Annotated in this window: 20 protein-coding genes; 11 read left to right on the top strand and 9 right to left on the bottom strand. The window is 64.4% G+C overall.

Going from position 1 to position 23,445, the window contains the following annotated elements:
- Positions 1 to 21: 21 nt before the first annotated feature.
- Entirely contained in the window at positions 22 to 522 is a 501-nt protein-coding gene (locus tag FQ705_RS25030) for a GAF domain-containing protein (protein WP_144145506.1), read from the bottom strand.
- Between the two features lie 154 nt (positions 523 to 676).
- A complete protein-coding gene (locus tag FQ705_RS25025) occupies positions 677 to 1,099 on the bottom strand; it encodes a molybdopterin-binding protein (RefSeq protein ID WP_144145500.1) in 423 nt (140 codons plus the stop codon).
- A 149-nt stretch (positions 1,100 to 1,248) separates the two neighbouring features.
- Between FQ705_RS25025 and FQ705_RS25020 the strand changes: the two genes are divergently transcribed.
- From FQ705_RS25020 to FQ705_RS25005, 4 genes are all read left to right on the top strand, one after another.
- Complete coding sequence (locus FQ705_RS25020) at positions 1,249 to 2,910, top strand: SH3 domain-containing C40 family peptidase (RefSeq protein ID WP_144145496.1); 1,662 nt, start codon at positions 1,249 to 1,251, stop codon at positions 2,908 to 2,910.
- 125 nt (positions 2,911 to 3,035) lie between these two features.
- Positions 3,036 to 3,503, top strand: coding sequence for a VOC family protein (locus tag FQ705_RS25015; RefSeq protein ID WP_144145490.1), 468 nt, complete (start codon positions 3,036 to 3,038; stop codon positions 3,501 to 3,503).
- 34 nt (positions 3,504 to 3,537) lie between these two features.
- Positions 3,538 to 4,011 (top strand): VOC family protein, encoded by a 474-nt coding sequence (locus FQ705_RS25010; protein ID WP_144145485.1) that lies wholly within the window; start codon positions 3,538 to 3,540, stop codon positions 4,009 to 4,011.
- An 81-nt stretch (positions 4,012 to 4,092) separates the two neighbouring features.
- Positions 4,093 to 5,301 carry an MFS transporter gene (locus FQ705_RS25005; protein WP_144145480.1) on the top strand — a complete coding sequence of 403 codons (1,209 nt, stop codon included), beginning with the start codon at positions 4,093 to 4,095 and terminating at the stop codon, positions 5,299 to 5,301.
- An 18-nt stretch (positions 5,302 to 5,319) separates the two neighbouring features.
- Here FQ705_RS25005 and FQ705_RS25000 read toward each other — a convergent pair whose 3' ends face one another.
- The 4 genes from FQ705_RS25000 to FQ705_RS24985 form a co-directional block, all read right to left on the bottom strand.
- Positions 5,320 to 6,123 carry a transglutaminase-like domain-containing protein gene (locus FQ705_RS25000; RefSeq protein WP_144145476.1) on the bottom strand — a complete coding sequence of 268 codons (804 nt, stop codon included), beginning with the start codon at positions 6,121 to 6,123 and terminating at the stop codon, positions 5,320 to 5,322.
- Positions 6,124 to 6,170: 47 nt separating this feature from the next.
- The gene (locus tag FQ705_RS24995; protein ID WP_144145470.1) at positions 6,171 to 7,070 is read right to left on the bottom strand and encodes a transglutaminase N-terminal domain-containing protein; all 900 of its coding nucleotides are present in this window, start codon (positions 7,068 to 7,070) and stop codon (positions 6,171 to 6,173) included.
- A gap of 352 nt (positions 7,071 to 7,422) precedes the next feature.
- The gene (locus FQ705_RS24990) at positions 7,423 to 8,844 is read right to left on the bottom strand and encodes an HdeD family acid-resistance protein (RefSeq protein ID WP_144145466.1); all 1,422 of its coding nucleotides are present in this window, start codon (positions 8,842 to 8,844) and stop codon (positions 7,423 to 7,425) included.
- Between the two features lie 109 nt (positions 8,845 to 8,953).
- Positions 8,954 to 9,877: a recombination-associated protein RdgC gene (locus FQ705_RS24985; RefSeq protein ID WP_144145463.1), complete on the bottom strand. Its 924-nt coding sequence runs from the start codon at positions 9,875 to 9,877 to the stop codon at positions 8,954 to 8,956.
- 83 nt (positions 9,878 to 9,960) lie between these two features.
- Here FQ705_RS24985 and FQ705_RS24980 point away from each other — a divergent pair, with 83 nt between their 5' ends.
- From FQ705_RS24980 to FQ705_RS24955, 6 genes are all read left to right on the top strand, one after another.
- Entirely contained in the window at positions 9,961 to 10,143 is a 183-nt protein-coding gene (locus tag FQ705_RS24980; RefSeq protein WP_144145459.1) for an ester cyclase, read from the top strand.
- 86 nt (positions 10,144 to 10,229) lie between these two features.
- Complete coding sequence (locus tag FQ705_RS24975; RefSeq protein WP_144145456.1) at positions 10,230 to 10,550, top strand: hypothetical protein; 321 nt, start codon at positions 10,230 to 10,232, stop codon at positions 10,548 to 10,550.
- Positions 10,551 to 10,893: 343 nt separating this feature from the next.
- Positions 10,894 to 12,144 carry an O-antigen ligase family protein gene (locus tag FQ705_RS24970; RefSeq protein WP_144145450.1) on the top strand — a complete coding sequence of 417 codons (1,251 nt, stop codon included), beginning with the start codon at positions 10,894 to 10,896 and terminating at the stop codon, positions 12,142 to 12,144.
- Positions 12,145 to 12,177: 33 nt separating this feature from the next.
- Positions 12,178 to 13,188: a glycosyltransferase gene (locus FQ705_RS24965; RefSeq protein WP_144145444.1), complete on the top strand. Its 1,011-nt coding sequence runs from the start codon at positions 12,178 to 12,180 to the stop codon at positions 13,186 to 13,188.
- A gap of 260 nt (positions 13,189 to 13,448) precedes the next feature.
- The gene (gene waaC, locus FQ705_RS24960) at positions 13,449 to 14,477 is read left to right on the top strand and encodes a lipopolysaccharide heptosyltransferase I (RefSeq protein ID WP_144145441.1); all 1,029 of its coding nucleotides are present in this window, start codon (positions 13,449 to 13,451) and stop codon (positions 14,475 to 14,477) included.
- A gap of 16 nt (positions 14,478 to 14,493) precedes the next feature.
- Complete coding sequence (locus FQ705_RS24955) at positions 14,494 to 15,639, top strand: glycosyltransferase family 4 protein (protein ID WP_144145436.1); 1,146 nt, start codon at positions 14,494 to 14,496, stop codon at positions 15,637 to 15,639.
- 55 nt (positions 15,640 to 15,694) lie between these two features.
- On the opposite strand, the gene FQ705_RS24950 is transcribed toward FQ705_RS24955, so the two are convergent.
- Positions 15,695 to 16,768, bottom strand: coding sequence for a glycosyltransferase family 4 protein (locus FQ705_RS24950; RefSeq protein ID WP_186307985.1), 1,074 nt, complete (start codon positions 16,766 to 16,768; stop codon positions 15,695 to 15,697).
- A gap of 156 nt (positions 16,769 to 16,924) precedes the next feature.
- Positions 16,925 to 18,718 (bottom strand): lipid A export permease/ATP-binding protein MsbA, encoded by a 1,794-nt coding sequence (gene msbA / locus FQ705_RS24945; protein ID WP_144145430.1) that lies wholly within the window; start codon positions 18,716 to 18,718, stop codon positions 16,925 to 16,927.
- A 321-nt stretch (positions 18,719 to 19,039) separates the two neighbouring features.
- Here msbA and FQ705_RS24940 point away from each other — a divergent pair, with 321 nt between their 5' ends.
- Complete coding sequence (locus FQ705_RS24940) at positions 19,040 to 19,801, top strand: glycosyltransferase family 2 protein (protein WP_144145427.1); 762 nt, start codon at positions 19,040 to 19,042, stop codon at positions 19,799 to 19,801.
- Positions 19,802 to 19,860: 59 nt separating this feature from the next.
- Here the strand turns inward: FQ705_RS24940 and dnaE are convergent, their stop codons facing one another.
- Positions 19,861 to 23,430 (bottom strand): DNA polymerase III subunit alpha, encoded by a 3,570-nt coding sequence (gene dnaE / locus FQ705_RS24935; RefSeq protein WP_144145425.1) that lies wholly within the window; start codon positions 23,428 to 23,430, stop codon positions 19,861 to 19,863.
- Positions 23,431 to 23,445: the final 15 nt, after the last annotated feature.

Raw genomic sequence — 23,445 nt, 5'->3', positions numbered from 1 at the left:
ATGCCGTTCAGGCGTGAGCGTTCAGGCGACGCGCGGCAACGCGGCTTCGATAAACACCGCGCACAAGGCTTCCATGCCCTTCGCGTCTGCTTCGTCGAAGCGCGCGACGCTCGGGCTGTCCACGTCCCACACGCCGATCAGCGTGCCGTCCGGCGCAACGAGCGGCACCACGATTTCCGATTGCGACGCGGAATCACAGGCGATATGACCGGGAAACTCGTGCACGTCGCGCACGACTTGCGTCTGGCGGGTTTGCGCGGCCGTGCCGCACACGCCCTTGCCGAGCGCGATGCGCACGCAGGCGGGCTTGCCCTGGAACGGTCCGACGACCAGTTCCTTGCCGTCGTGAAAGTAGAAGCCTGCCCAGTTCAGATCGCTGAGCGAATGAAACACGAAGGCGGCAAAATTCGCGGCGTTGGCGATCCAGTCGGATTCGTCGGCGAGCAGCGAGCGCGCCTGGGCGACCAGTTCTTCGTACTGCGCGGCTTTGGAAAGATGCGAGGAAGTGGAAACTTCGAACATGACGGCGTCCGTGAGGAAAGCGGAAAGAGGGACCGCGAGGCGTGCATTTTAAAGCAAGCAGCCGTTTCCTTCAGGCCGCGCCCTCTTTCCGTTCGAGGCCGTCACCTCCGCTGCCCGGCGCGAGACGACGCCAACGGATCGGCCATCACGGCGATCACTCGACGCCGATGATCACGCTCGACGCCTTGAAGATCGCCGTGGCCGCTTTGCCGTTCGCGAGGCCCAACCGGTCGACGCTCTCATTGGTGATGATCGCCGCGATCTGCGCAGCGCCGGCGCTGATCGACACTTCCGAATTCACCGCGCCCTTCGTGACTGCCGAAACGGTACCGGAGATGCAGTTACGCGCCGACACCTGATTGCTCGACACGTCCACCATCACGATCACCGACGACGCCTTGACCAGCGCGAACGCCTTCTTGCCCACGGCGAGACCGAGCGAGGCCGCGCTGCCGTGCGTGATGATCGCGACGACGTCGAGACCTTGCTGCGTGCGCAGCGTGACTTCGTCGTTGACGGCGCCGTGCTTGAGTTCGATGACTTCGCCTGCGAATTGATTGCGTGCGCTCGTTTGCATGAGGGTCTCCAGAATGTGAGATGACGACAGACCTCAATGAAACCACATAAACGTCGTATATAGATTTTCGTAACGAGGCGCTGGCACAACATACGGCACAATCCGCCGACGCCGTATCATCGTGCCCTGGACCTACTTCGCCGAATCTCATGCCCGTTGCCGTCCTCTCCCGCCTTGCCGCCCGCTGGTCGACGGTGCGCCGCGCCGTCACGCTGTGCGCCGCTGTTGCAACCCTCGGCGCGTGTGGCAATCCGGCGCCGCCGCATGAAACCCGAGCGCCACTCGACACCGTCACGCTGTTTCCGATCGCCGGGTACGACCAGAACGTGGATCACTGGCTCGAACCCGACAGTCCGGATTACGACAAGCCGTTCCTGAGTCCCGCGGACCAACAGGCCCACTTCAGCGCCCTGCTCGCGCGCTATTTCGGCACCGGCACGAGTGCGCCGTCGCCGTGGAACGCCGCCTATGTGACGATGCGCGTCTATCGCCAACAGGGCACGGAAATCGTGGCGCTGCAGCAGCGCCGCCTCGACAAGTTCGACAACACCGGCAAAAGCGGCGCCGCCTTGGGCTACGGCGAAAACTTCCGGCCCCACGACAAGGGGTGGATCGACGCCATCGCGCACAACGTCAATGCCGCGCAATTCAACGAAGCGCCGGTCTACCGGCCGGAGCGCCGCGCCATCGCCACCAGCAATCTGATGGTGCGCGAACTGCCGACCACCGACCCATCGTTCTACGACCACCGTCTCGCCGGCGAAGGCTATCCGTTCGACAACCTGCAGATTTCCGCCGTGCGGCCGGGCACGCCGTTATACGTGCTCGGCAGCAGCGTGGACGGTGCGTGGCAATACGTGCAGACGCCCGATGTCCAGGGCTGGGTGCGCAGCGACGGCGTCGGCATGACCGATGCGCGCTTCGTCGACACCTGGCGAGCGGCGGCCGCCCGCTCGCTGGGCGCGGTGACGGTGGCCTCGGTGGCCGTGCGTGACAGCCGCGGTGTATTCCGCTTCGACGCGCCGGCCGGCACGTTGTTGCCGCTTGCTTCAGTTGCGTCAGTTGCGTCAGTTGCGTCAGTTGCGTCAGTTGCTTCAGTTGCGTCGGCGGCTTCGGTCGCGGCGCCGGTTGGGACGGCCTCATCGGCCTCGTCGGCGAATCCACCGGAAGCTGTCACCGAAACGTCCATCGCCCGCGAGGTCCTCGTCCCCGCCCGCGATGCCGACGGCCAGGCGCTGATCCGCACCGCCGCCCTGACCGACACGCAGATCGCGCCGACCCCGCTCGCCGCCACGCCGCGTCATCTGGCCATGCTGATGAAGGCGCTGATCGGCCGGCCCTATGGCTGGGGCAATAGCGGCCTCAACAACGATTGCTCCTCGGAACTGCAAAGCATCTTCGCGACGTTCGGCGTCTGGCTGCCGCGTCATTCCTCGACGCAGATGAGCGCGGGACGCATGACCGACCTGTCGGCCTCCACGCCGGCGCAGCGGCTCGACTATCTGACCCAGCATGGCGTGCCCCTGCGCACGCTGATCTACATCGGCGGCCACGTGATGCTGTATATCGGCAACACGACTCGCAACGGTCTCGCCGTGCCGGTCGTCTATCAGGACGTGTGGGGCCTGCGTCCCGCCGACAACAGCCGGCGCGTGGTGATCGGCGGCTCGGTGATCCTGCCGATGTTCGAACACATTTCCGAAGATGCGACGTTGCAATCGCTCGCGGGCACGACGATTTTCCAGATCAGCATTCTCGGCGCGCCCCTGGGGACCGGCACGCCGCCAGACGAGGACAACCCGGCCAGCTGAAGTCGCTCGAAAATATTTTTTTCGGAGTGTCGATCCGGGGGAGGCGGACTCGTCGTAACGTTGAAGGCCTGCCCATCGAGCCGGTCTTTCCACTCACGAACCTCTTAATTCAAGGAGCCGCCGTCATGTCCAGCAATGCTGTCAAGCCGATCCCCGACGGGATGCACTCGCTGACCCCGTATCTGATCTGCGCCAACGCCGCCGAAGCCATCGCGTTCTACACCAAAGCCTTCAACGCCGTCGAACAGTTCCGCCTGCCGGGCCCGGACGGCAAGGTCATGCACGCCTGCCTGAAGATCGGCGACTCCATGCTGATGCTGACCGACGAATGGCCGGAACATCACGTGTTCAGCCCGGCATCGCTGAAAGGCACGCCGGTCACCGTCCACCATTACGTGCAGGATGTGGACGCCAGTTTCAAACAGGCCGTCGAAGCCGGCGCGACCGTACTTCTGCCCGTTACCGACATGTTCTGGGGCGACCGCTACGGGCAGCTGCAAGACCCGTTCGGTCATCGCTGGTCGCTCGCCACGCACATACGCGACCTCAGCCCGGAAGAAATCCAGCAGGCCATGGGCGCCGCCATGAAGTGACGCGCGGCCCGCGCCGCCAAGGAGGAGAGTCGTCATGCAAAAGATCGCACCTTGTCTGTGGTTCGACGGCAATGCGGAAGAAGCCGCCCGCTTCTACACCGCCATTTTCTCGAACGCCCGCATCGTCACCACGATGCATTACTCGGACGCCGGTCCGGGGCCGAAAGGCAACGTTCTGGCGATCACGTTCGAGATCGAGGGCCAGGAGTTCATGGCGTTGAACGGCGGCCCGCAATTTCCTTTCACGCCGGCCATTTCGCTCTTCGTGCATTGCCAGTCGCAGGAAGAGATCGACAGCTTCTGGGCGAAGCTCGGCGACGGCGGCGCGCCCTGGCAATGCGGCTGGATCCGCGACAGGTTCGGCGTCTCGTGGCAGATCGTCCCCGACGTATTGCCCGAGATGCTGCGCGATCCGGACGCCGCCAAAGCGAGTCGCGTGATGAAAGCGATGATGCAGATGGGCAAGCTGGACGTCGCGCAACTGGAAGCGGCGTATCGCGCCGACTGAGGGGGTGACCAACCCGCCAGACCGCGCACGACTCATCTTTGATAGGATCGGTCTCGACTCATAAACGGCGGGACATCAACGGTGCGCGTCAACCATCAGGCTTTCTTCTGCTCGCTGTTCGTCGCGCGTCTCGCCGATCAGGTGCTGCTATTTCTGGTGCCGCTCGTCGTGTTCCAGACCACGCATCAGGTCGCGTGGTCCGGCCTGGCGTTTTTTATCGAAACGCTGCCGCGCTATCTCGTGTTCCCGTTCTTCGGCGCCCTGTGCGATCGCGTCTCGCCGCTCAAGTTGATGCGCGTGAGTCAGACCGTGCGGGCGATCGTATGTTTCGGCGGCGTCGCGGCGTATGCGCTGTTCGGCGGAATTGGCTGGCTGATCGCGTTGTCGGCCGCGTGCGGCGTTCTGACGAGCCAGGGACTGGTCGCGCGCGAGGTCATGTTGCCGCGCATCTTCAGCACACAGCAGTTCCAGCGCGTGCTCGCCTACTCGCAGCTGGCGGATCAACTGGGCATGGTGCTGGGTCCCGTGCTTGCCGCGCTGCTGCTGGGTCTGTGGCGCTGGGAATGGGTGGTGGGCGCCACCGGCCTGCTGTTCCTGCTTGCCGACGGCGCCCTGCTCCTGTGGCAACGCAGCAGCGGTTTTCGCGCCGACGATCCACCGGTGCCCGTGTCCGGTCACTGGACGCTGCCGTTGCGTATCGCGCTGCGCCACGTCTGGGCCCTCCCCGCCCTGAGACAGGTCGTCCTGCTGGCCGCCGCTGAAAATCTCGTGATCGGTGTGACGCTCGCCACCTCCGCCGCGATGGTGACCGGCATTCACGCGCAATCGAACCGTTACTACGCTGGACTGCAAACGGCCGGCGCCGTCGCCACCGTGCTGATCCTGCTGATGGTCGCGCGCGCCGCCTGGCCGACCCGGCGTCTGGGCCTCGTCGCCTTCGTGTCGATTTGCCTGGGCGGTGTGATTGCCGGCGCGAGCGCGGCGCCGTGGGGCTACGCGCTCGGCTTCCTGATAATCGTCGGCTTCGACAAGATGTTCAACGTCTACATTCGCAGCACGCGGCAACGCATCATTCCTCCGCAGGATTACGGCAAGACGACCGGCGTAGTGATTCTGCTCAACAACATGACGCAGCCGCTCGCCGGCCTGCTGGTCAGCGTCTTTTCGGCGCGCACGCAAACCGGACCGCTGATCGTGGCGCTCTCGCTCGCAATGGGCGGCATGGGCGTGGCCGTGTCAGTCGCTTCGGCGATCTGGCGGCGCAAGCACGCATTGGCACTCGGCGAGTAACACGGCCTTTCACGCCGCCTAGACTGGCTCGCACACCACCGCGAACTTGAGCAACTGGGTCGGCCCAAAAGCATTGCTGAGCGCGACGTCGGCCGCATCCCGCCCGCGCGCCATCAGGACGCGGCCGGTGCGCGGCGCGTTATTGCGCGGGTCGAAGGTCTGCCAGCTTCCGCCGATGTACGCCTCGAACCACGCGGCGAAATCCATCGCTGCATAAGGCGGCGGCAGCCCGACGTCGCTGATGTAGCCGGTGCAATAGCGCGCCGGAATATTCATCGCGCGGCACAGCGTCACGGCCAGATGCGTGAAGTCGCGGCACACACCCTGTTTCTCCTGCCAGGCCTGCCACGCGGTCTTGGTCGGCCGCGCGAAGTCGTAGCCGAACGTGATGTGCTGATGCACGTAGTCGCAGATCGCGTCGACCCGCGCGCGCCCGAGCGGCAGTTTGCCGAAGGTCTGCCAGGCGAATTCCGACAGCAGATCGGTTTCGCAATAACGGCTGCCGAGCAGAAACACCAGCGTGTCGTCCGGCAGGCTCTCCACCGGATGCTGCTCGGTCCCGGCGGCCCGCGTTTCCGGCTCGCCCGACACGTCGAGCACGGCGCTCGTGGAGAACGCGATCCTGCCCGCCGGCGCCACCAGCCGGCTGCACAGATTGCCGAAGCCATCGCGGTATTGGAAGATCGGCACGCCCGGGTCCACCGCCAGCAGATCAGGCTGCAGCACCTCTTTCGCGTGGGAATAGTGCGTGTTCAACATCAACATCATCGGCGTCGGTTGCACGCACTCATAGACCAGCTCGTAGCCAACGCGCAATTTCATCTTGCCGCCCTCGTCCCGTTGAAACATTCAATTGATATGCGGCAGGCTCACTTGCCTTCGGTCACGCTCACATCGACCTGCAAGCCGAGAAACGAATGCGGCGCGCCATGCCATGTGCCCCACAACGGCAACGCCTGGTAGGAATTCCAGGCGACCGCCACCCGGATCAGATGGCGATTGCCGACAATGCTGTTGGTCGGATCGAAATCGACCCAGCCGGCCCCCGGCAAATAGATTTGCAGCCATGCGTGCGTCGCGCCGCCACCTTGCGTGGCGTCGTGCTCCGGCACGAAGATGTAGCCGCTCACGAAGCGCGCCGCGAGACCGAGCGAGCGCACCGCGTCGATCATCAGGACCGCGAAATCGCGGCAACTGCCACGGCGGCTGCGCAGCGTGTCGCCGGGACGGTTCACCCCTTTTTCGGTGCGGCGTACGTAATCAAACGAACTCTTGATCTCGAGCGTCATGGCGCGCAGCAGTGCCATCGTGCCGCCCTTACCGTTGCCGGCGGGTGCTTTGCCGATTGCCGGCAGCGGCACGAAGCGGCGCGCCCATTCGTCGACATCGCTGTCGGGATACTGACGGCTGCGCGCATTGACGAGATCCGACGCTTCCTCGTTGGTGTACGCGAACGGCCAGTGGGTCGCGTACGGTTCGAGGGCATAGTCGGGCATCGGCGTTTCGAAGTGCTCGAGCGTCACTTCACTGTCGAAGCGCAATTCGCTCGCCCGTCCGTCGAAACTCGCCACCGCCACGGAATTGTCGAACACGTCATGCAGCCAGTGCAGCCGCGACGGCGTAGGCGTAATCACCAGCTGATTGGTGACGAGGCGCAAATCGTGGCTCGCGCGCGGCCGGAACATCATGCGATGTTCGCCGAAACGCACTGGCTCCGAATAGCGATAGATGCTGACGTGACGCACCGTGAAGCGTTGCGGCTCAGTCATCTGAGCGCCCGCGGGAGGTCGCCGGACGGATCGTGTCCATGTGCATTCGCGCTTGTAAAAGGGCCGCTGGCGCCGCGCGCGGCAAGCGCCCGGCTTCGGCCTGATTCTGAATGGGCTGGCGCTGTGACGGCAGCGTAACCGGATGCTTTCGACAAGAAGCGTGCGAAGCCAGCATACACCCGCCATATTGGTTGAAATCATTCATTTGGCAGAGAACGACGCAAGGCGAAGTTATCAACAGAAAATGTTCGCAAGGCTGTGCATAACTATCCGGCAAAATCTGCAAGCCGTTGAAGCAATAGCCATTTTTACCGTCACACCGAAGTTGGGCAGCGCGCGCGGCGAGTGTGCGTCATTCGCGTACCGTATCGGTGGCGTGGCCCGCTGCGCTGTCCGGTGGGAGCGGTGCCTGGCGCGCTTCTTCGCGCCATCGCTGACGCGAGCGAACCATTCTGCGCACGGCGAGCCGCGCCATCCTCACCCAGCCCGAAGGACGCGGATCGGCCAGCATACTGAGCGCGCGAGCGTAGTCGAGCGTGAGGCCGGGCGTCCATGCCATCGTCGCGGCTCGTTTGCGCAGTTGCGCGGCGACCCACAACTCGGGGGTCGTGATCACCCGCACGAACGGCCGCCAGCCGCCGAGGTTGCCCCACACGCGGGCCGACGCGCCTTCGATCGCCGCCTCCAGCGCGCGCGAAACGCTGCTCGAACAGTTGCGGTGCGTGAGGTTGTAGGTGGTGTCCTGGCGATAGGTGTCCCAGAAGTGGCGCAGGCGCACCGGATCGTAGTTGCGGATCCGCACCTGCACCGTGGACGGACACCACGCTTTCGATTCGGTCGGGTAGTCGGGTTGAAAGATGCCGGGTATGTCGTTCTCGCGGGTCGCGCGCAACAGCCGCGCGAAATCGTCAGGCGAGCGGTCGATCTCGACGCCCGGATACAGGCTGATGTACACCCCTTCGGGCGATTCGAGCGCGGCATGTCCGGTCGAGATCACGCCGTTGCGATCCACCGCCGCGATGTAGCGATCCACGATCAGCTGACGGCGCGCTTCGCCCTTGGCCGAGCCGACCGGCGTCCACACATGCACGGTCAAGGCGGCTTCGTCGGCCGTGGGCGGACCGTCCCATTCGCGCACGGCCGCCTGGCCGAGCCCCGCCGCGCTGGCCGATGCGTTGGCGCGATTGGCGCTCGGATCGCTCGAGGCCACGGCGGGATTCGACGCGAGACGGCGCACCCGCGTGCTCAGCAGGATCATGTTCCAGCCAGCGAAAATCAGGCCGAGGCCGAGGCAGTACGGCATGGTGCCGACGTAATGCGTGGGATAGGGTTGATAGAAGAAAACCGCTATCGCGATCTCGACCGCGCCGCCGATCACCGCGAGCCGCCAGGTGCGATAGCGCACCACTCGGGCCGACACGATCTGCAACAGTCCGTCGGCCATGAACAGCGTGCCGAAGATCATCGACAGAATGAAGTTGCCGTGCTGATGGCCGACCAGAATCAGCGCCGCCGCTACGCAGAACGCGAGCCCTTTGACGTAGCGCAGCGTGCGCTGGCCGCCCATGCCGGTCCAGGCGACCGCCAGCGTGGCGAGGCCTTCGAGCAGCAGCAGCAGGCAAAACGGCGTGATCGGAAAATAGAGCGCGCTATCGAGCGCGTCGATGAATATCACCACCCCGAGCAGCAGACTCACGCAGCCGATCAGCCGCAGCGAGCGCCAGCGCGTACGCAGGTAGTCGACGCCCAGCAGGATCATGACCAAGCGAACCATCGCAAGCCCTCCGTGACCGATGCACGTTGCTCAGCGTCATCTTAACCATTTTCACGACGAGCGCCGGCGCGCTGTGTACGACGCGCCGGGTTCCGCCTGGCGCGACGGCTCAGGCAGCCGCGGCTTGTGGCAGCGCCGCGCCCTGCTCGCCGCCCAGGGCGTCGAGCAGATCGCTCAGCATGCGGTCGAGTTCGGCGGTCATCAGCGTGACGTCGGAATCGAAGCGCTCGTCGTCGTTCTGCGCGGTGGGGGCGCTCGCTTCTTTCAGCACGTCGAGCGCCGCGATGCGCTTGATCACCAGCGACGGCGTGAGCACGAACGAGACGCGATCGTTCCACGTCATGGCGAGCCGCATGCATTGCTTGCCGGCTTCGATATGGCGGCGCATATCTTCGGCATCCAAAGTATGTCCGACGTAGCGCACGGTCGCGTTGCCTTCGCTGGGCGAGCGCAACTCGGTGTCCTGGTCGAGCGTGAAGCCGGCGGGACCTTCACCGGAGAGCAGCCAGCCGGTCATCGCAGCCACCGGCGACTGCGTGACGCGCACGGTGCCGAGCGGCAACTGGTCGATCGATTTCACCAGCAGGCCGCGCACTTCGTCGGCGATTGCCTGCGAGGCGGCGTCGATCACCAGCCAGCCGTTCTTGCAGTCGATCCACACCCGCGTATCGCGGCGGATGCTGAAGGCGCGCGGCAGCAGTTCGTCGGTGACCTGCTCCTTGAGTTCGCGCATCTGCTTGCGGCCCGGCTTGAAACCCTGCTGCTCCTCGAGTTCGAGCGCGCGCGCCTTGGTCACCTGAGTGACGACGGAGGCCGGCAGCAGTTTCTTTTCGGCGCGAAACACCAGCAACATCTGGCCGTTGAGCGCGTACACGAGCGAGTCGTCGTCGCGCGGCGAAGCCCAGCCGTGACTTTGCATCTCGACGCTGTTGCCGGGCGCGAACGCGTGCGGCGCCAGCCACTTCTGCATCTGTTCAGGGGTGACGGACCACGGAGCGGGAAGACGGTGCAACTGAAGGTTTTTGAACCACATGGGCGAGGGGTCGTGTTCGGGCAAAGCGCGTCATTCTATCCGACGGCGGAAAAAGCCTGGCGCCCGGCATTTTCAAATAAGAAATGAAAATCCAGACCGCGCGCCGCTACGCCGCCTTCTGGAATACCGGCGACGAAGCCTACGCAAAGCAGGCGCTGTCGCCGGCTTTCATCGACCGTACCTTGCCGGACGGCCGCATCGTCGAAAACCGGCACCTCGAAGACAACCTGACGCTGCTCAAGCAACTCGGCGCGGTCAAGCCCTAATGGTTTTGCCGTAGCCGTCTTTGGCCGCGCATCATCCCGAAATCACCTAGACTTTTGTCAGGCAGGCGAGCTGAACGGAGGCGGCCATGGCCGAGGAAAGCGCACCCTGGCAGATGGTGGAATACGAAGGTTTCGAGATTCACGTGGCGCCGTTTCCGAAAAACGCGCCCAGCGAGGCAAACGCGGCCGCCGCGGCGGATAACCGCTACACCTACGTCGGCTATGTCTGTCATCCGGGCGCCGACCCTGGCATCCCCGGTCACGCTGTGCCGTTTCACGCGGACGGCGAAGAAAGCTTCGCCGGCAGGGACGAGGCGCTCTACGAAGGGGTGCACGTGGGCCGCAGCATCGTCGAGGGCACCCATCCCGATCTGACGGTGTTGCCGCTCGTGACCGGCGGGGTTTAGCCGGCGCGATCCGAGGCGATGCGCAGGCGCTGGCCTTCATCGCCTGAACGGCACCCGGCGCCGCCCGCCCGGCGCCGGCGCAAAACCATCCCACCAAGCGCCACCGGGCCATTGCCATTGCCCTTGCGCTCGCCTGGCCGCGCCTGAACACCATCACGGCGCCGCGTGGCTCGTCCCATCGATATGCCGCCTTACCGTCGATTAATCCGACGCCCAATTCGGGTAACGGACCTGGCCGCACGGTTATAATCGCCGTCGCCCTCTATCTTGAAAGTAATGCACCGGACGCCCGGCCATGGCACCGGCAGCCCGGAACGGTAATGTTCACACGAATTTTTGGCCTATGATTTTTGCCCCCAGCCTGATCTGGCTTAGCACTGCACTGCTGTTTCTCGCCCCGGCAATCAACCTCGCGTGGCGTGGCGGCACTGGCTACTGTTTTTTCGCGCTGGTTCTGTTTGCGCTCGGCGCGGCTGTCGCCAACCGGCGCACGCCCGGTTACTTCACTGCGTTGCGGACCTATCGCTGGTACACCGCCGGCATGCTGACATGGCTCGTCGCCGTCGGCCTGCAGCAGCTCTTCATGCACTACTGGCTACCGCGTCAGTTCGACGCGCTGTCCCGCTTCGCGCTCGCCTTGCCGTTGTTCCTGCTGCTGCGCCAGTTTCCGTCGCGCAATCTGCGCGTGGTCGGCTGGGGTTGCGCGGCCGGCGCCATCGTCGTGGGCGGCTGGGCGCTGCTCGATCAACTGCGCGGCGGCTGGACCGACGCAAGCCGCCTGAACAACTACTACACGAACGCGATTCCGTTTGGCGACACCGCCCTGCTGCTGGCCTTTCTGTCGGTCTTCACGTTCGGCTGGGACAGCCCGCGCGACTGGCGCACGCTGACGATCAAGCTACTGGCGCTCGTGAGCGGCGGCTACGCGTCCTATCTGTCAGGCACACGCGGCGGCTGGCTGGCGATCCCCGTCTTCGCGGTCATGCTGAGCGCCCAATACGGCTGGCTCGCGCATAAGAAACGTCTGTTGATCTATGGGCTCGCTTTGGTGATCGGCGGCGGCGCGCTGCTGTCGACCGGACGTGTGGCGACCCGCATGGACGCGGTCACCGCCGACTTCTCGCAGTTCGAGCGCGGCGACGACAACACCTCGGTCGGCCTGCGCTTCCAGTTGTGGCAAGCCTCGTGGCAGCTGTTCACCGAACATCCGGTGTATGGGGTGGGTAAAGGCAAGCTGGAGAAAGCGCTGGGCGAACTCGCGCAACGTGGGGCAGCCAAGAAAGAAATCGTCAACGAGCGCGCACACAGCGACTTCTTCTCGACCATCGCCGAACAGGGCGTGATCGGCGTGCTGTGCCTCGTGCTGCTGTATTTCAGCCTGTCGGTCTATTTCTGGCGCAACCGCCTGTCCAACGACCCGGCGATTCGCGCCGCGGCGTATTCGGGCCTGGCCGTCTCGTCGAGCACCCTGATCTTCGGACTCACCATCGACGTGCTGGTGCCGGTGATGGTGACGGCCTTGCTCGCGCTGCTGAGCGCCACTTTCCTGGCCATCATCGACTCGCGCAAACGCGAGCTGGCGCGCGCGGCTTAAGCCTCGCGCCATGATCGTCAACCGAATCGCACCATGACTCCTAGCGTTCCGTCCCAGCCGTCCTCCTCGCCAGCCAAACCGCTGGTTTCGGTGCTGCTGATCTCGTTCAACCAGGAAAAGATCATCGCGGACGCGGTGCGCAGCGTGCTCGCCCAAACGTACTCGCCGCTCGAAATCATCATTTCCGACGACGCCTCCAGCGACGCCACCTACGCCGCCATCGAAGCCGCGACGCTTGGCTATAGCGGTCCGCATCAGGTCATCACGCGCCGCAACGCGGCCAACGAAGGCATCAGCGCGCACCTGTCGCGCCTCGCGGCCATGGCGCGCGGCGAACTGCTGTTCGTCGCCGCCGGCGACGACATGTCGGTGCCGATCCGCTGCGAGCGGGTGGTCGACACCTGGCTGGCACACGACAAGAAGCCCGACCTGATCGCCACCGACCTCGCCGACATGGACGAAACCGGCAACGTGCACGAGTTGATGGCGCCGACCGAACTCGACGGTTATCGCGGCATCGACGACTGGCTCGCCAATAATCCGTGGCTGATCGGCGCGGCGCACGCGTGGTCGCACCGGCTGTTCGAACGCTTCGGTCCGATGATGCCGGGCTCGGCGGCCGAAGATCAGATCATGACGTTTCGCGCGATCGTCTCGGGCGGCGCGCTGAGTCTGCGCGAGCCGCTCGTGCGCTATCGGCGTGGCGGCCTGTCGCGCAAACGCCGTTACCAGACCACCGCCGAAATGGTCGCGCGCATGCGCCAGGGCAACGGCTTCGCGCTCGCGACGGCCGCGCAGATCCAGCAGGATGCCGACATTGCCGGCGTCGGCGACCGGATGCGTGCGGCGCTCGAACCGAAGCTGGCGCGCGAGCAGTTCATTCACGCCATGTTCAACGCCGGCGGCCTCGGCCAGCGCCTCGCGTTGCTGACGCAAACGCGCAATGTGAAGCTCGGCTTGCGCATCCGCATGTTCGTGTACAACACCTGCCCCGCCGTGTACGCGCCGTCGTTGTGGCTCAAGCGGCTGAAACGAAAAGCCTGAGCGCACGCCCGCTTTTTTGTCGCCTGGGCACGGCGGGTCCGAAAGCGCCGCACAATCACGTTCCGGTATAATCGTCCGATTAGAGATTGCGCCGACCCGACCGTTTGTTCACTGGCTCGCGCCGATTCTCTGTCGAGCCGATCGTACGGATGCACGGCGTTGCACGCCGACCTTTAGCGACCCTATCCGCCATGCGGCGACACCACGGGCGCAGTTCCGACCGGACCCACCGCCGCCGACATGCACGACCCACTGCGCTGATGAACAGAATCCTAATTGTTAAGGTCACTTCACTGGGCGACATCGTTTTCGGTCAACCCATCGTCTCGGACCTTCACCGCGCCTTCCCCGGCATCAAGGTGGACTGGGCCGCAGACGCGGCGTTTGCCGACATCCTGCGCTGGAATCCCGGCATCGACCGGGTATTGTGCGCACCGCTGCGCGGCTTCAAGAAGCAACGCAGCCTCGCCGGCCTGAAGACGATCTGGGAATCGATCGGCGAACTCCGTCGCGAAAAATACGACGCCGTGATCGACGTCCACGGCGTCTACAAGAGCGCGATCATCGCCTTTCTCGCCCGCTCCCGCCGCCGCTACGGTTACCGCAACGCCGACCTCGGCGAAACCGGCGCGGCGTTCGCCTATAACGAGCGCTTCGAGCCGCGCGGCGATCTCAATGCATGGGACGGACTCAGAAGCACGGTCAGCCAGACCTTCGGCTATTCGATCGACACTGCGCCGGATTTCGGCCTGCGCATCCCCGCGCCCGCCGTCCTGCCCGAAGCGGCGAAGCACGCGCCGTTCGCGCTGTTTTTCCACGCCACGTCGAGTGCCGAAAAGAAGTGGCCGATCGAGCACTGGCACCGTATCGGCCGCGATATGACCGCACTCGGCATCACGCCGTTGTTGCCGTGGGGCGGCGAGGCGGAACGCCAGGACGCGATCGCGATCGCGGACGGCATTCCGGGCGCCGTGGTGCTGCCTCGCCTGAGCGTGGAGGCGGTCGCACAGCATATCGAAATGGCGGCGGTCATCGTCGGCACGGACACCGGCTTCGTGCATCTGGCGAGCGCGCTGCAAAAACCCACCGTGATGATTTTCACGGCCACGTCGCGGCGCCATTTCGGCATCGACCGGCCGGGCCTGTCGAAGTCCGTGGGTGACGAGGGACGCCCCGCTTCGATCGACGAAGTACGCGAAGCGATCGGCGCCGTCATGAATCGTCCCGACACGCTAAAACAAAGCGTCATCCTCGCTGGACAGACAACGGCTCCGACCAGCGGCGCGTGATACGAGCCTCGAGACCATGAAGATTTTACTCACCAACTTCCACTCTGGAAGGGGCGGCGGCCACGTGACGTATGTGATCGCCATCGCCAGAGCCTTGGCACGGCATCACACCGTCTCGATTGCGACACCCGTCACCAGCACGCTCTATGCACAGGCTCGTGAACTGCAGGGCGTGAGTCTGGTGCCGATGGATTTCCCGGGCAAGATCAATCAGCTCGGCAGCATGGGGCGCGCGGCCCGCCGTCTGCGTCAACTGATTACGCAGGACCATATCGACGTGGTGCACGTGAACGGCTCCGCGGACCATCGGCTGGTGATGATCGCGACGGCAGGCCTCGGACGTAGAAAACCGCGCATCGTGTTCACGAAACACAATTCCATTGCCGTCGGCCGGGGCTTGGCGAACAAACTCCGCGCCCGGCTCGCGACCCATCACGTAATCGCCGTGTCCGATTTCACCGCTGCCATGATGCGCGCCACGCCTTACGGCGGGTGCGGCGTCACGGTCGTGAAGAACGGCATCGACATCGCGCATTTCTCGCCGCCCGGCGAGCAAACGGTCCTGCAACGACGTCGCGAGATCGTCGGCGACGACAACGCCGCCAAGCTGATCATCGGCACGGTGACAGGCTTCGAATGGTACAAGGGCAGCATGGACATGGTCGCCGCGATCGCGGCCCTGCCCGCGCCGTTGCGCGACCAGGTGCAGCTGGTGGTGGTGGGCCCGGAGCCGTCGCCTGAGCAGTGGGCCATCATCGACAGGCTCAATATGCGCAGCGCGATTTCGGTGGTCGGCCTCGTGAACGACGTGCGGCCGTACATCGCCGCGTTCGATCTCGGCTTCGTGCTCTCGTATGCGATCGAAACCGTGTCGTTCGCCTGCCGGGAAATGATGGCCATGGCCAAGCCCGTGATCGTCTCGCGATACGCCGGATTGCCGGAAAACATCAACGACGGTGTCGACGGATGGATCGTCGAAGCGCAATCGCCCGCTTCATGGTCGGCGCAGCTCGCGCAAATCGTGGCCGACCGCGCCAAAGTGGCGGCCATGGGGCAGCGCGCGCGGCTTCGCGCAGAACACGAGTTCAGCGACCGGCATTTCATCGACGGAACCGAAGCGGTCTACCAGCGTCTGGTGGATGCGAAGAGCCGGTCAGCGTGACGTTTTGAGGTCTTGAGCGGAGTTGCCCGAGCGGCCTCGCGCCGGTCAACCAGCCTTACTGGCGCCTGGCGATGCCCGTCGCCAGCGTGAGTAGTTCTTCGACGTGGCCTGCGACGCGCGTGTCATAAAGCACCGCGTGACGCGTCGACTCCGGCGACATCCGCGTGGGATCGGCGAGCCGCTGTTGCACTGCGCGCTCGATGGTCGCGCGCAGACCGGCGACGTCGCCCGGTGCGAACACGAATTTCGCGTGGTCCGCGATCGCGTCGCAGCAACCGATGCTCGACGGAAAAATCACCGGCGTGCCGCACATCACCGACTCCACGCCCACCAGGCCGAACGGCTCGTATTTCGAGGCGAGAATGGTGAAGTCCGCGGCCCGATAGGCCTCTTCGATTTCCTTGATATAGCCGACGTAGCGCACCCGCTCCGAGGTACGTTCGGGCGGCCGCCCCGCAACGGCCAGCACCACCGGCAAGGTGGTGTCGCGCAAGGCCGCTTCGATCAGCGGCAAACCCTTGCGCTCGTGACTGCTCGACGGAAACAGCAGCACGATCTCGTGATCCGCGAAGCCGAACTTGTGGCGCAGCGCGGCGCGTTGCGCGCTATCGACCGGCGTGAAGCGCGCGCCGTCGACCGGCGGATATAGCACGCGGATTTTCGCGTCGGCGACGCCATATAGTTCGCGTAGTTCGCTGTGCATCAATTCGGAGTGAGCGACGATCACTTGCGCCCGCTCGTATTGCCGCCGCTCCAGCGCGATCTGCCAGCTATCGGAGCTGCGTTGCGGCCGGCCGCTGGCGCGCAGGAAACCGAGGTGCGTGCCGCCGCAAATCGCGATCTCGGACGAATCGACCCGATTGCAGCCGATCAGCACGTCGACACCGGCGGCCCGGCGCGCCTGGCGCAGACGCCATGAAAACCAGCCGTCGCGCAGCTTGCCCGGCAGGAACGACACGTTGATGCGATGCGCTTCGACCAGCCGGCTTTCCGGCACGGACCGATCGAAGCGCCGCGCAAAGAACGCTGGGCGGATACCCATGCCGGCGAAACCGCGCACGAGGTCCATGGCGTAGCGTTCGAGGCCGCCGCTGTGTTTGAGCGCGTTACTGGACAAGCCGATTTTCATGATGGCGACGACGGCGCGCGAGCGCGCGTTCAAACGTAGAGAAGAGGTCGATCAGCACGATCCGCTCGCGCGGGCGGTGCAAGCGGGTCGTCAATACTACTGCACGGATGGGCGCGCCAACGGCGCGCGGGTCTTGCCGAATCTTTCTGTTTTTTTTCAGGCCGCGTTCTGCTGGAACTGGATCCGGTGCAGATGGGCATACAGGCCGTTTTGCGCCAGCAGTTCACGATGGCTGCCCCGCTCGGCGATACGCCCGGCTTCCATCACCAGAATCCGGTCGGCGCGCTCGATGGTCGACAGACGGTGCGCGATGACCAGCGTCGTGCGACCTTTCATCAAGGTTTCGAGGGCCGCCTGCACGTGACGTTCGGACTCGGAATCGAGCGCCGACGTCGCTTCGTCGAGGATCAGGATCGGCGCATCTTTGTAGATCGCGCGCGCGATGGCCAGACGCTGGCGCTGACCGCCCGAGAGCATCAAGCCGTTGTCGCCGATCAGCGTGTCGATGCCGTTCGGCATACCCTCGACCGTGTCCCACAGATTCGCCGCCCGCAGCGCTGCCTTGACCTTGTCGGCATCGGCCTGCTGCCCGTAGGCGACGTTGTTGGCGACGGTGTCGTTGAACAGCACCACGTCCTGACTCACCATCGCGATCTGGCTGCGCAACGCGTGCAGGCCGTATTCGCCGATGGGTACGCCGTCCACCAGAATCTCGCCGGCGGTCGGATCGAAAAAGCGCGGCAGCAGATTGACCAGCGTGGTCTTGCCGCTACCCGACGGGCCCGCGAGCGCCACCATTTCGCCCGGCGCGACCTTGAACGACACCTGGTCGAGCGTATGACGGCTGTGTGTGGCGGTGCTGCCGTAGGTGAACGAGACGTCGCGGAACTCCACTTCGCCGCGCGCCCGCTCGAGCGGCTTGCCGCCGCCTTCCGGCTCGGACGGCTCGTCGATCAGGCCGAAGATCAGTTCACACGCCGTCATGCCGCGTTGCAGCGGCTGGTTCACGTCCATCAGGTGCTTGAGCGGCGAGATAATGAGCAGCATGGACGTGACGAAAGCGACGAAACCACCGACGGTGGTCTGATCCGTCGACGACTGCACGACTGCGATCGTAATCACGACGGCCAGCGCGATCGACGCGAGAAACTGCGTCAACGGTTGCGCGAGACCGCCGGACACCGTCATGCGCATGGCGTAGCCGCGCAGGCGCTTGCTCATCGACGTAAAGCGTTCGGTCTCGTACTGCTCGCCGTTGTGCACCTTGACGACCTTGTAGCCGCCCACCGACTCTTCCACGATGTACGACAGCTCATTGGTCAGCAACTGATGCTCGCGGTTCAGACGCCGCAACCGGCGGTTGATCTTGCCGACCAGCCAGCCGATGGCCGGCAGCAGCACCGCGACGATCAGCGTCAGACGCCAGTTCAGATAAAACAGATAGCCCAGCAGGAAGACGACGGTCAGCGAATCGCGCACCAGCGTGACCAGCACGCTCAGCAGCACGTTGAGAATCTGGTTCACCTCGAAGACGATCGCGTTGATCACCGTGCTGGCGGTTTCGCGCTGGAAGAACGCCACGCTCGTGTGGATCATGCGGTCGAACATCTTCAGACGCAGGTCGAGCAGAATCTTGTTCGACACGTAGGCCAGCAGATAGCCGGAAGCGTATTGCGACACGCTGCGAATCAGCGCGAGGCCGATCACCGCGCCCGGCACGAACCACTTGGTCTTGTCGTTGGCATGTGCGCCGAAGCCTTTGTCCAGCAAGGGCTTGAGCAAGGCCGGGATGGCCGCGTCGGTCGCGGCGCTGACCGCCATGGCGACGATCGCGCCGATCAGAACCCACAGCAGCGGCTTGATATACGGCCACAAGCGTCGAAAGATGACGGAGGGCGACGACGCCTCACCTGAACCGATGGGCTTGCTTAACGTTGGCTTGGCGCTCAAGGAATCCTCTGGGAATACGGAACAGCCGCCGCACGACTGACGGTATGGCCGTCGTACGGCATATCAAAAAGTGCATTGTAAACGCTTGCGCGGGCCGTACGACGGACTGTGATTGGCGCCTTGGCATGAGCCACGAACAGCTTGCCGGGCGCATGGGCCGCTTCCGTCCGGCCGTCGGCACCGCAGCCTGCTGGCCGACGGTTCGGTGTGGGGCCGGATGGGCTGTGTATACTTGCGCGATTCGCCGGTGCTGGCGCGTTTCGCCTGTTCGACCTGCTTGCACCTCGCGCTCCGTCACTCTGCCCTCCACGCAATTCAGGTATGCAAGAAACCACTCTCGGCGTCGCCATCATCACCCGGAACGCGGCGGCGCGACTGGCCGAATGCCTGCAGGCGGTGGCCTTCGCCGATCAGATCGTCGTGATCGACGGCGGCAGCACCGACGGCACGGCCGACATCGCCCGCGCACACGGCGCCCGCGTGATCGAGCAGATCGACTGGCCTGGCTTCGGCCCGCAAAAAAACCGCGCGCTCGAGGCGCTCAGCACCAGCTGGATTCTGTCGATCGACGCCGACGAGATCGTTTCGCCCGAGCTAGCCGCATCGATCCGCGCCACGCTGAGCGCACCCACTGCCGACGTCTATGCGGTCGACCGGCTATCGAGTTTTTGCGGCCACTGGATTCATCATAGCGGCTGGTATCCCGACTGGATTCCACGTCTGTTCAAGCGCGGCGCCGCTCGTTTCTCCGACGACCTCGTGCACGAGCGTCTCGTATTCGACACGCCGGCTGAACGCCTGACCGGCAAATTGATGCACTACTCGTACGAGGACTTCGAAGGCGTGTTGCGCAAGCTCGACGCGTATTCGACGGCGGGCGCCCAGCAACGTCACGCGGCAGGCAAACGGGGCAGCTTCGGCAAGGCACTCGGGCGTGGCGCCTGGGCGTTCGTGCGGACTTACCTACTGCGGCGCGGCTTTCTGGACGGCCGCGCGGGCTTCATGATTGCGGTGTTCAATGCCGGGACGGTTTATTACCGGTTCTTGAAGCTGGCTCGGCTGACAGAGAAGGCGCGGCGCTGAGATATTGCGAGCGGGTGTTCTGCCCACGCAAGCGTTGCTCGCGCAGGCAGAACCGCTCGTCAATAGACGATCTCGATCGAGCTTCCCGCAAACTCGCCGCGTAACGCAGCAAGCAGTTCGTCGGTTGGTTTCACGCGCCACGCGTCGCCAAGACGCATTTCTCCTTCGGCGTTCTGGCTACGATAGACCACCTGCACGGCCAGCCCGTTCGGGATCTGCACCGGCTGACGCTGCCCGCCTCCGCCATAGCCGCCGCCATTGCGACCGCCGCCGTTACCACCACGCGAGGCTGCTGCCGGTGCGACAGCCGCGGGCGGCTCGTCCTTGCCCGCGCTATGCGCTTCGAGCACACGACGCAATGCCAACGCGTCGGCATTGCCGTTCATCTGCACCTTCACGGCTTCCGCATAGCGGCAACGCGCGCGCCCCAGGTCCATGACCGTCTCGACGGTGAAGCGGATGCCGCCCGTGAACGCGTCGTTGCGCGCCTGGCCTTGCACGACCAGCAACTCGTCTTCCTTGAAGAGTTGCTTGTGGGCTTCGAATGTCTCGTTGAAGACGGTCACTTCGCACTGGCCCGTGCCGTCGTCGAGCAAGGCGATCAGCATCTTGCCGCGCTGGGTCATCTGCGTGCGCAGCGATGCGATCACGCCGGCGACCAGCTTGTCGCGCCCTTCTTTCAACTCGCCGATCTTCTGCCGCACGAAGCGGCGCACTTCGCCTTTATAAGCGTCGAACAGATGGCCCGACAGGTAGAAGCCGAGTGCGGCCTTCTCTTCCTGCAGCTTCTTCTTTTCCGGCCATTCCGGCTCGTCGACCAGTTCGTGACCTTGCGACGGCGCGTCGCCCATGTCGAACAGGCCTGCCTGCAGCGCGTTCGCGCTCGCCTGCTCGGCGGCTTCCATCGCCAGCGAAACGGAGGCGATCAGCTGCGCGCGATTCGCATGCAAGGTGTCGAAAGCACCGGCGCGAATCAAGGCTTCCACCGTGCGGCGATTGACGATGCGGCGGTCGACACGATTGCAGAAATCGAAAATGTCGATGAACGGACCGTCTTCACGCGCGCGCAGAATTTCTTCGATCGCGTTCTGGCCGCTGCCCTTGATCGCGCCGAGACCGTAGCGTATCGTTTTCGAGGCCTTGCCGTCGGGTTCGGCGACCGGCTCGAAGCGATACGCGGACTGGTTCACGTCCGGCGGCAGCACGGCCATCTTGTTCGTCAGACAGTCTTCGAACAGGATCTTGACCTTGTCCGTGTCGTCCATGGCGAGCGACATATTCGCCGCCATGAAGGCCGCCGGATGATGCGCCTTCAGCCACGCGGTGTGGTACGCGAGCAGCGCATAGGCGGCCGCGTGCGACTTGTTGAAGCCGTAGCCCGCGAACTTCTCCATCAAGTCGAAGATTTCGTCGGCCTTCTCGCCGGTCAGCCCGTTCTTCGCGGCGCCCTGACGGAACAACTCGCGATGCTCGGCCATTTCCTCGGCCTTCTTCTTACCCATCGCGCGACGCAGCAAGTCGGCGCCGCCCAGCGAGTAGCCGCCGATGATCTGCGCCATCTGCATCACCTGCTCCTGGTAGACCATGATGCCGTAGGTCTCTTTCAGGACGGATTCGACGCGCGGATCCGGATACTCCACCACTTCGCGGCCGTGTTTACGCGCGCAGAAGCTCGGGATCAGGTCCATCGGGCCCGGACGATACAACGCGACCAGCGCGATGATGTCCTCGAAACGGTCAGGCTGTGCGTCCTTCAGCATGCCTTGCATGCCGCGGCTTTCCAGCTGGAACACGGCGACCGTATTCGCCTTCTTCAGGATCGTGAACGACGCGGGGTCGTCGAGCGGCACTTGAGCGAGCGACCAGTCCTGCTTCGACGGATCGAGACGGCGGATATAGCGCTCGGCCCAGTCGAGAATCGTCAGCGTGGTCAGACCCAAAAAGTCGAACTTGACGAGGCCGACGGCTTCGACGTCGTCCTTGTCGTACTGACTGACGACGCCGCTTTCGTCGCCCTGCGTGTAAAGCGGGCAGAAGTCGGTCAGCTTGCCGGGCGCGATCAGCACGCCGCCCGCGTGCATACCGACGTTGCGCGTGAGGCCTTCGACGCGCTGCGCGAGTTCGAGCAACTGGTGTACTTCGTCTTCGTTGTCGAAGCGCTCCTGCAAGAGCGGCTCTTCTTTCATCGCGTCGGCGATGGTGACGTGCTTGCCCGGCTTGAACGGAATCAGCTTGGCGATGCCGTCCGTGAACATGTAGCCGAGATCGAGCACCCGGCCGATGTCGCGCACCGCCGCTTTCGCCGCCATCGTGCCGAACGTGGCGATTTGCGACACCGCGTCCGCACCGTACTTTTCCTTCACGTACTGGATCACCCGATCCCGGCCGTGCTGGCAGAAGTCGATGTCGAAGTCGGGCATGGAGACCCGTTCCGGATTCAGGAAACGTTCGAACAGCAGGTTGTAGCGCAGCGGATCGAGGTCGGTGACGCCGAGCGCATACGCGACCAGCGAACCCGCACCAGAACCCCGGCCGGGGCCGACCGGCACGCCGTTGTTCTTTGCCCAGTTGATAAAGTCCGCGACGATCAGGAAGTAGCCCGGAAAGCCCATCTTGATGATCGTGCCGCACTCGAATTCGAGGCGCTGGTAATACGTTTCGCGCTGCGCCTCGCGCTCGGCCGCGTCCAGATACAACTGTTCCAGGCGCTTTTCCAGGCCCTCTTTCGACAGTTGCACGAGGTAGTCGTCGAGCGACATGCCGTCCGGCGTCGGGAACAGCGGCAGTTTGGGCTTGCCGAGTTCGAGCGTGAGGTTGCAGCGCTTGGCGATCTCGACCGAGTTGGCGAGCGCCGACGGAATGTCCGCAAACAGCGCGGCCATCTCCTCCTGAGTGCGGAAATACTGTTCGGGCGTGAAGCGCTTCGAGCGACGCGGATTCGCGAGAATATCGCCCTCGGAAATACACACGCGCGCTTCGTGCGCGGTGAAGTCGTCCGGCGTCATGAACTGCATCGCGTGGGTGGCGACCACCGGCAATTTCAGCGACGCCGCGAGCGCGACCGCCTGCTGCACGTATTGCTCGCCGCCCGGCTGCCCGCAGCGCTGCAACTCGATATAGAAGCCGCCCGGAAACACCTTCGCCCAGTGCAAGGCGTTGCGTTTGGCCGCTTCTTCGTTACCGGCAGCGAGCGCGAGCCCGACGTCGCCGTGCTGCGCACCCGACAGCGCCAGCAATCCTTCACCGAGACCGGATTCGAGCCAGCTCGTCTCGACTTCCGCGCGACCACGATACTGGTTCGTGAGCGAGGCCTTGCTCAGCAACTCGCACAGATTCAGATAGCCGCGCCGGTCTTTGACCAGCAGCAGCAAACGGGAAGGCTTGTCGCGGTCGTCCGGATTGGTAATCCAGACGTCGCAGCCGGCAATGGGTTTGACCCCTTTGCTGCGGGCTTCCTTGTAGAAACGGACGAGACCGAACGCGTTGCCGAGGTCGGTGAGAGCGAGCGCACCCTGACCGTCTTTGGCGGCGGCCTTGACGATGTCGTCAAGACGCACGATGCCATCGGCAATCGAGAATTCGGAGTGGACGCGAAGATGAACGAAGCGGGGATCTGACATGGGCGACATTGTAACCCCAGCCTC

Source organism: Paraburkholderia sp. BCC1884, from assembly GCF_900996225.1.
Taxonomy (GTDB): Bacteria; Pseudomonadota; Gammaproteobacteria; order Burkholderiales; family Burkholderiaceae; genus Paraburkholderia.
Note: the sequence above shows the minus strand (reverse complement) of the source record. Positions and strands in the feature narration are given on the sequence as shown.